The organism is Promicromonospora kroppenstedtii DSM 19349, from assembly GCF_000515355.1.
GTDB lineage: Bacteria > Actinomycetota > Actinomycetes > Actinomycetales > Cellulomonadaceae > Promicromonospora > Promicromonospora kroppenstedtii.
The window spans coordinates 178,085-183,861 of sequence record NZ_KI911744.1 but is presented as its reverse complement, the minus strand read 5'-3'; the positions used below and the strand labels follow the sequence as shown (position 1 = coordinate 183,861).

7 protein-coding genes are annotated in these 5,777 nt (G+C 71.8%); 5 read left to right on the top strand and 2 right to left on the bottom strand.

The genetic code is table 11. The annotated features are described in order from the left end of the window. Nucleotides 1-871 (bottom strand): ROK family transcriptional regulator (locus PROKR_RS25120; RefSeq protein ID WP_051433337.1); only part of this gene is annotated, 871 nt, incomplete at its 3' end. 137 nt (nucleotides 872-1,008) lie between these two features. Between PROKR_RS25120 and PROKR_RS25115 the strand changes: the two genes are divergently transcribed. The 3 genes from PROKR_RS25115 to PROKR_RS25105 are packed head-to-tail and all read left to right on the top strand — an operon-like array spanning nucleotide 1,009 to nucleotide 4,143. After that, nucleotides 1,009-2,298, top strand: a complete 1,290-nt coding sequence (locus PROKR_RS25115; protein ID WP_036969048.1) for an ABC transporter substrate-binding protein — start codon at nucleotides 1,009-1,011, stop codon at nucleotides 2,296-2,298. A gap of 13 nt (nucleotides 2,299-2,311) precedes the next feature. Beyond that, a complete protein-coding gene (locus tag PROKR_RS25110) occupies nucleotides 2,312-3,238 on the top strand; it encodes a carbohydrate ABC transporter permease (RefSeq protein WP_036969199.1) in 927 nt (308 codons plus the stop codon). Next, nucleotides 3,235-4,143: a carbohydrate ABC transporter permease gene (locus PROKR_RS25105; RefSeq protein ID WP_051433336.1), complete on the top strand. Its 909-nt coding sequence runs from the start codon at nucleotides 3,235-3,237 to the stop codon at nucleotides 4,141-4,143. The genes PROKR_RS25110 and PROKR_RS25105 overlap by 4 nt, the downstream gene beginning before the upstream one ends. Before the next feature lie 54 nt (nucleotides 4,144-4,197). On the opposite strand, the gene PROKR_RS25100 is transcribed toward PROKR_RS25105, so the two are convergent. Next, complete coding sequence (locus PROKR_RS25100; protein WP_036969046.1) at nucleotides 4,198-4,407, bottom strand: EF-hand domain-containing protein; 210 nt, start codon at nucleotides 4,405-4,407, stop codon at nucleotides 4,198-4,200. Nucleotides 4,408-4,541: 134 nt separating this feature from the next. Here PROKR_RS25100 and PROKR_RS25095 point away from each other — a divergent pair, with 134 nt between their 5' ends. Both PROKR_RS25095 and PROKR_RS37910 read left to right on the top strand, forming a co-directional pair. Then, the gene (locus PROKR_RS25095; protein WP_036969044.1) at nucleotides 4,542-5,135 is read left to right on the top strand and encodes a hypothetical protein; all 594 of its coding nucleotides are present in this window, start codon (nucleotides 4,542-4,544) and stop codon (nucleotides 5,133-5,135) included. A gap of 15 nt (nucleotides 5,136-5,150) precedes the next feature. Next, nucleotides 5,151-5,777: acyltransferase (locus PROKR_RS37910; protein WP_169736562.1), on the top strand; the 627-nt coding region annotated here is incomplete at its 3' end.

Sequence of the window (5,777 nt, the reverse complement as noted above, 5' to 3'; positions counted from 1 at the left end):
GGGCGGCCACGTGGCCCTCCCGGGCCAGCGCGACGGCGCCCGCGAAGTCGAGCCCGGGCATGCGCAGCGCGTCGACGATCGCCTGGTTGGGCAGCAGCGCGCTCACGCAACCGCGGTGCCCCTGCCCGCAGATGGGTCCGGCCGAGTCGACGCGCAGGTGGTCGAGCCGCCCCGCGCGCCCGTGGTGGCCGGTGACCACCCGGTCGTCGACCACGAACCCGAAGCCGACGCCGGTGCCCACGGTGATCAGCGCCAGCGAGGTGCAGCCCACGCCCGCGCCGAACCAGTGCTCGGTGGCCGTCAGCGCCCGCACGTCGTTCTCGGCGCCCGTGGGGATGCCGAGCCGCTCGGTGAGCCGTTCGGCCAGGTGCACGTCCGTCCAGCCCAGGAACGGTGAGTCGGTGACCACCTGGCGCCCGTCGACGACGGCGAGGTCGCCCGCCAGGGCGATCCCGCCGGCCACGATCGAGCCGAACCGCCCGGCGAACCCGGCGTGGACGGCGGCGATCTGGTCGATCACGGCGTCCGGGTCCCGCGCAGGGATGGGCTCCTCGTGGCTCGCCACGATGCGGGCGCCGAGGTCGGTGACGACGGCGAACAGCGCGTCGCCGGTGAGCTTGACGCCCAGGAAGTGCCGGGCCGCGTGCCGCACCAGGAGCAGCTCGCTCGGGCGTCCTGTCGCGCCGCGCAGCTCGACCTCGCCCTCGGTGACCAGGCCGTGGTCCATCAGCGCCCGGGTGACGCGGGTCAGGCTCGCGCGGGACACGCCGAGCCGGCGCGCGATCTCCGCGCGGGGCAGCGGGCCGTGGATGAGCAGCTCGCGCAGCGCGTTGCGCTCGGCGTCGCCTAGTGCGGGCCAGCCTCGTGACATCGCTTCCTCGTCTCTGGAGGGCTCGGATCCTATCCGCCCCGACTTTGTTTCAATAATTGACAAAGAGTAGGCGCGCCGCCAGACTCTGGTCCAGTTGGCGCCCGGCCGCCGACGAGTACCGATCAAAGGAGATCCCGATGCGAATGAGACCCCTCGTGGCGTGTGCGGCCACGGTCGCCAGCCTCGCCGTCCTGAGCGGCTGCGGCGCCGCGAGCGCCGACCCGGAGGGCCCCGTCACCCTGGAGTACTGGGCGTGGCCGGCCGGCAGCAAGACCGTCGTCGACGAGTGGAACGCGGCGAACCCGGACATCCAGGTGAAGCTGTCGGACGCGGGCGGCGGGGACGAGTCGTCCCAGAAGCTGCTGACGGCGTCGCGTGCGGGCAACGCGCCCGACCTGGCGCTCGTGGAGTACACGACGCTGCCGTCGCTCATCGTGGCGGACGTGCCGCTGGAGATCACCGACTACGTGGGTGACGTGCAGGACGCGTTCACCGAGGGTACCTGGGCGCAGACGACGTTCGACGGCGCCGTGTTCGGCGTGCCGCAGGACGTGGGCCCGATGGCGCTGGTGTTCCGCGAGGATCGCTTCGAGGAGCTCGGCGTGCCGGTGCCCACCACGTGGGAGGAGTTCCGCGAGGCCGCCGCCGCGGTCAAGGAGGCCGACCCGGACTCCGTCATCACCAGCCTGCCGCCCACCGAGTTCGGCTTCTTCGCCGGTGTGGCCACGCAGGCGGGCGGGCAGTGGTGGTCCGTGAACGGCGAGGAGTGGTCGGTCGGGATCGCCGACGAGGCGTCCCTGGAGGTGGCGGACTACTTCGAGGAGCTGGCCACGGAGGGGCTGATCCAGACGGAGCCGCTGCTGACGCCCGAGTACAACGCGATGGTCAACGCGGGCACCATGCTCTCGTGGCCGTCGGCGGTGTGGGCGCCGGGCGTGATCGAGTCCGTGGCCCCCGACACCGCGGGGAGCTGGGCCATGGCGCCGCTGCCGCAGTGGACGCCGGGTGACACCGCGGTCGCGTACCAGGGCGGCTCCGCCCTCGTGGTCACCAAGGACAGCGAGCACCCCGAGGAGGCGGCGAAGTTCGCCACCTGGCTGAACGCGTCCGAGGAGGGCAACACCCTGCTCCTGGACGAGCAGAGCCTGTACCCGGCCTCCAGCCTCGGGCAGGAGATGGCGGAGAGCAACGACCCGCCGACCCTCATGCCGCAGCAGGACGACTTCTACGCGGTCTCCGCCGACATCTCCGCCCAGACCGTCCCGGTGACCTGGGGCCCGAACGTCAACCTCGCCAAGTCGGTGTTCGAGGACGAGCTGGGCAAGGCCATCCGCAACGGCACCCCCTGGCGTGACGCGTTCGTCGCCACGCAGGACGCGGTGGTGGCCGACATGAAGGAGACCGGGTTCGCTGTGAGCGACGGCTGACCTGGTGCCCTCGATGTCCACCACTCTGCAACCGGCGCGCCGCCGTCCCCGACGGCGGCAGGTGGCGCCCTACCTGTTCACCGCCCCGGCGGTCATCCTGTACGTCGCGTTCATGCTCGTGCCCGTGGGCTATGCCGTCTGGCTGAGCCTGCGCGCCTACCGCATCGAGGGCGCCCTGCTCGGGCGCAAGACCGAGGTGTTCGTCGGCCTCGACAACTACGTCGCGGTGCTGACCAACCCGGAGTTCGCGGCGGGCTTCGGCCGGCTCGCGGTCTACGGCGTGATCGCCGTGCCGCTCACGCTCGGCCTGGCGCTCCTGTTCGCGCTCGTGCTGGACACGCCGGCGGCCCGCCTCAAGCGGTTCGGCCGCACGGCGATCTTCATCCCGTACGCGGTGCCCGGCGTCGTCGCGGCCCTGCTGTGGGGCTTCATGTACCTGCCGAGCACCAGCCCGTTCTCGTACGTCACGCGGGCGCTCGGCCTCGGCACCATCCCGTTCCTCGACGGCCCCGGGCTGTTCGGCTCGCTGGCGAACATCGCGATCTGGGGTGGCGTCGGGTTCAACATGATCATCATCTACACCTCGCTGCGGTCCATCCCCGGCGAGATCTACGAGTCCGCGCGGCTCGACGGTGCCGGCGAGGTGCAGATCGCGCTGCGGATCAAGGTGCCGCTCGTGGTGCCGGCGCTCGTGCTCACCGGTGTGTTCTCGCTGATCGGCACGCTGCAGCTGTACAGCGAGCCCGCCACGCTCCAGCCCATGACGAGCGCGATCTCCAACACGTGGGTGCCGCTGATGACCATCTACCGCGACGCGTTCGGCACCGACGACCTGCCCCAGGCGGCCGCGGCGTCGACCGTGCTCGCCGTGGGCACCGTGCTCGTCTCGGTGGTCATCCTGCGGATCGTGAACCGCAAGCGCATGGGGGTCGAGCGATGAGCGTCACCACCACCCGCCCGGCTCCGGCGCCGGCCGTGCGGAGCCCGTCCGACCGGGCGCGCTCGCGGGCGCGCCAGGGCGGCTGGGGCGTGCTGCCGACGATCGTGCTGCTCGTGGGCGCGTTCTACTGCCTCGTCCCCGTGCTCTGGGTCTACGTCGCGTCGACCAAGACCCGCGGCGAGCTGTTCACCACGTTCACCTTCGCTCCCGGCACCGGGCTGGGGGAGAACCTGACGGCGCTGTTCGCCTACGAGGGCGGGCAGTACCTGCTGTGGTGCCTCAACTCGCTGATCTACTCCGGCGTCGGGTCGCTGCTCTCGGTGCTCGTCTCGACGATGGCCGGGTACGGGCTGGCCAAGTACGAGTTCCGGGGGCGCTCGTTCCTGTTCCTGTCGATCCTGGCCGGCGTGCTCATCCCGGGCATCGTGCTGGCCGTGCCGCAGTACCTGCTGCTGTCCCAGCTCGGGCTCGTCGGCACGCACTGGTCGGTGCTGCTGCCGTCCATCGTCAGCCCGTTCGGCATCTACCTGTCACGGGTGTACGCGATGTCGGCGGTGCCGCAGGAGACGCTGGAGGCCGCGCGGATCGACGGCGCGGGCGAGTGGCGGATCTTCCAGCGGATCGTGCTGCCGCTCATGGTGCCGGGCATGGTCACGGTGTTCCTGCTGCAGTTCATCGGCACCTGGAACAACTTCCTGCTGCCGTACATCATGCTCTCGGACCAGAGCCGCTACCCGCTCACCGTCGGGCTGTTCACGCTGCTGGCCAAGGGGTCGAGCTCCCCGGCGCTCTACTCGGTGGCGATCACGGGGGCGGCGGTCTCGATCATCCCGCTGCTCGCGCTCGTGCTGTTCCTGCAGCGCTACTGGCGCCTCGACCTCGTCTCGGGCGGGCTCAAGGGCTAGCGGACGCCGGCCGTCGGGCGCCCGGTACCCGGGTGCCCGACGGCGAGGGAGGGCTCAGGCGTCCCAGGCGATCGTGAACTCGGCGAGGTCGATCCGGCCGTCCCGGTCGTGGTCGGCCTTGCCGAAGATCTCGTCGAGGTCCTTGTCGGTCGTCTCCTCGCCCCGGGTGGCCATCGCCCGGCGGAACTCGTCCGCGGTGATGCGGCCGTCGCCGTCGGAGTCGAACTCGACGAAGGTGCGGGTGAGCTCGTCGTCGGCAGCCATGCTGATACCTCGCAAAGTCGGGAACAATTCGAACCGTATGCAACCACATATCGGTTTGATCGGTTGTGGAATTGCTGGGCGGTAAGTCCGGTACGGTGCGGCGTGCTGACCGTCGAGAACCGGAGGACCGGAGCATGAGGCTGTACGCGGCCGCCCCCGCGCGGGGCGCTCGGCAGGCGCTCGGTGACCTGCTGCTGCTCGCCTGGATCGCGGGCTGGGCCTGGGCCGGGCGCGAGGTCTGGGCGGCAACCATGGAGCTGGGCGCCCCGGGCCGTGCGACGGCGTCCGCGGCCGACGAGATGGCGGGCCGGTTCCACGACGTGGAGGGCCGGATCGGTGGCATCCCGGGCGTGGGCGACGACCTGGCCGCACCCTTCAGCGGGGCCGCCGACGCCGCGGAGAACCTCGCGGCGGCGGGCCGCTCCCAGGCCGAGACGGTCGCCGACGTCGCGCTGCTCGCCGGTGTGGCCGTGTTCCTGCTCCCGGTGCTGCTGGTCGCGGTGCTCTACGTGCCGCTGCGGGTCCGGTTCGTGCGACGGGCGAGCGCCGGCCGCCGCCTGCTCGACGCCGACCCGGCGCTCCTGGCGCTGCGGGCCCTGACGAACCAGCCGTTGCGCGCCCTGACCGGGGTCTCCGACGACCCCGTGCGGGACTGGCGCGAGGACGACCCCGCCGTCGTGCGCCGGCTTGCCGACCTCGAGCTGCGCAGCCTCGGGCTGCGCCGGTAGCCGTAGTCTTGCGGCGTGCATCACTCATCGGCTGACGGCGTCCGACGTATCGACTTCCTCCCCTGGGAGTACGACCCCGCCTCGCCGGAGGGTGAGGCGCAGGCCGCCCGGCAGCGCGAGCTGACCGACGCCGGGGCCGAGATAGCCGCCGGCGCCTTCGTCGCACCGAACGCCGCGGTGTTCTGTGACTCGCTCGTGCTCGGCGAGCGCAGCTACGTCGCCGCCCTCGCCTACCTCTCGGGCGACCTGACGATCGGCGCGGACTGCTCGGTCAACCCGTTCGCCGTGGTCCGCGGCGAGATCCGGATGGGTGACGGCGTGCGCATCGGCGCGCACAGCTCGATCCTCGGCTTCAACCACCGCATGGACAACGACCGGCCGGTGTTCCGGCAGGGCACCTGGAGCAAGGGCATCACCATCGGCGACGACGTCTGGATCGGTTCCAACGCCACGATCCTGGACGGCGTGACCGTGGGCGACCACGTGGTGGTCGCGGCCGGCGCCGTGGTCACCAAGGACGTGCCCGACTGGGCCGTGGTGGCCGGCAACCCCGCGCGCGTGCTGCGTGACCGCCGGGCCGAGACCAAGGCCGGGACCGTCCCCGACCTCGCCGACCGCCTGGCCGCCTTCGGCGACCGCGCC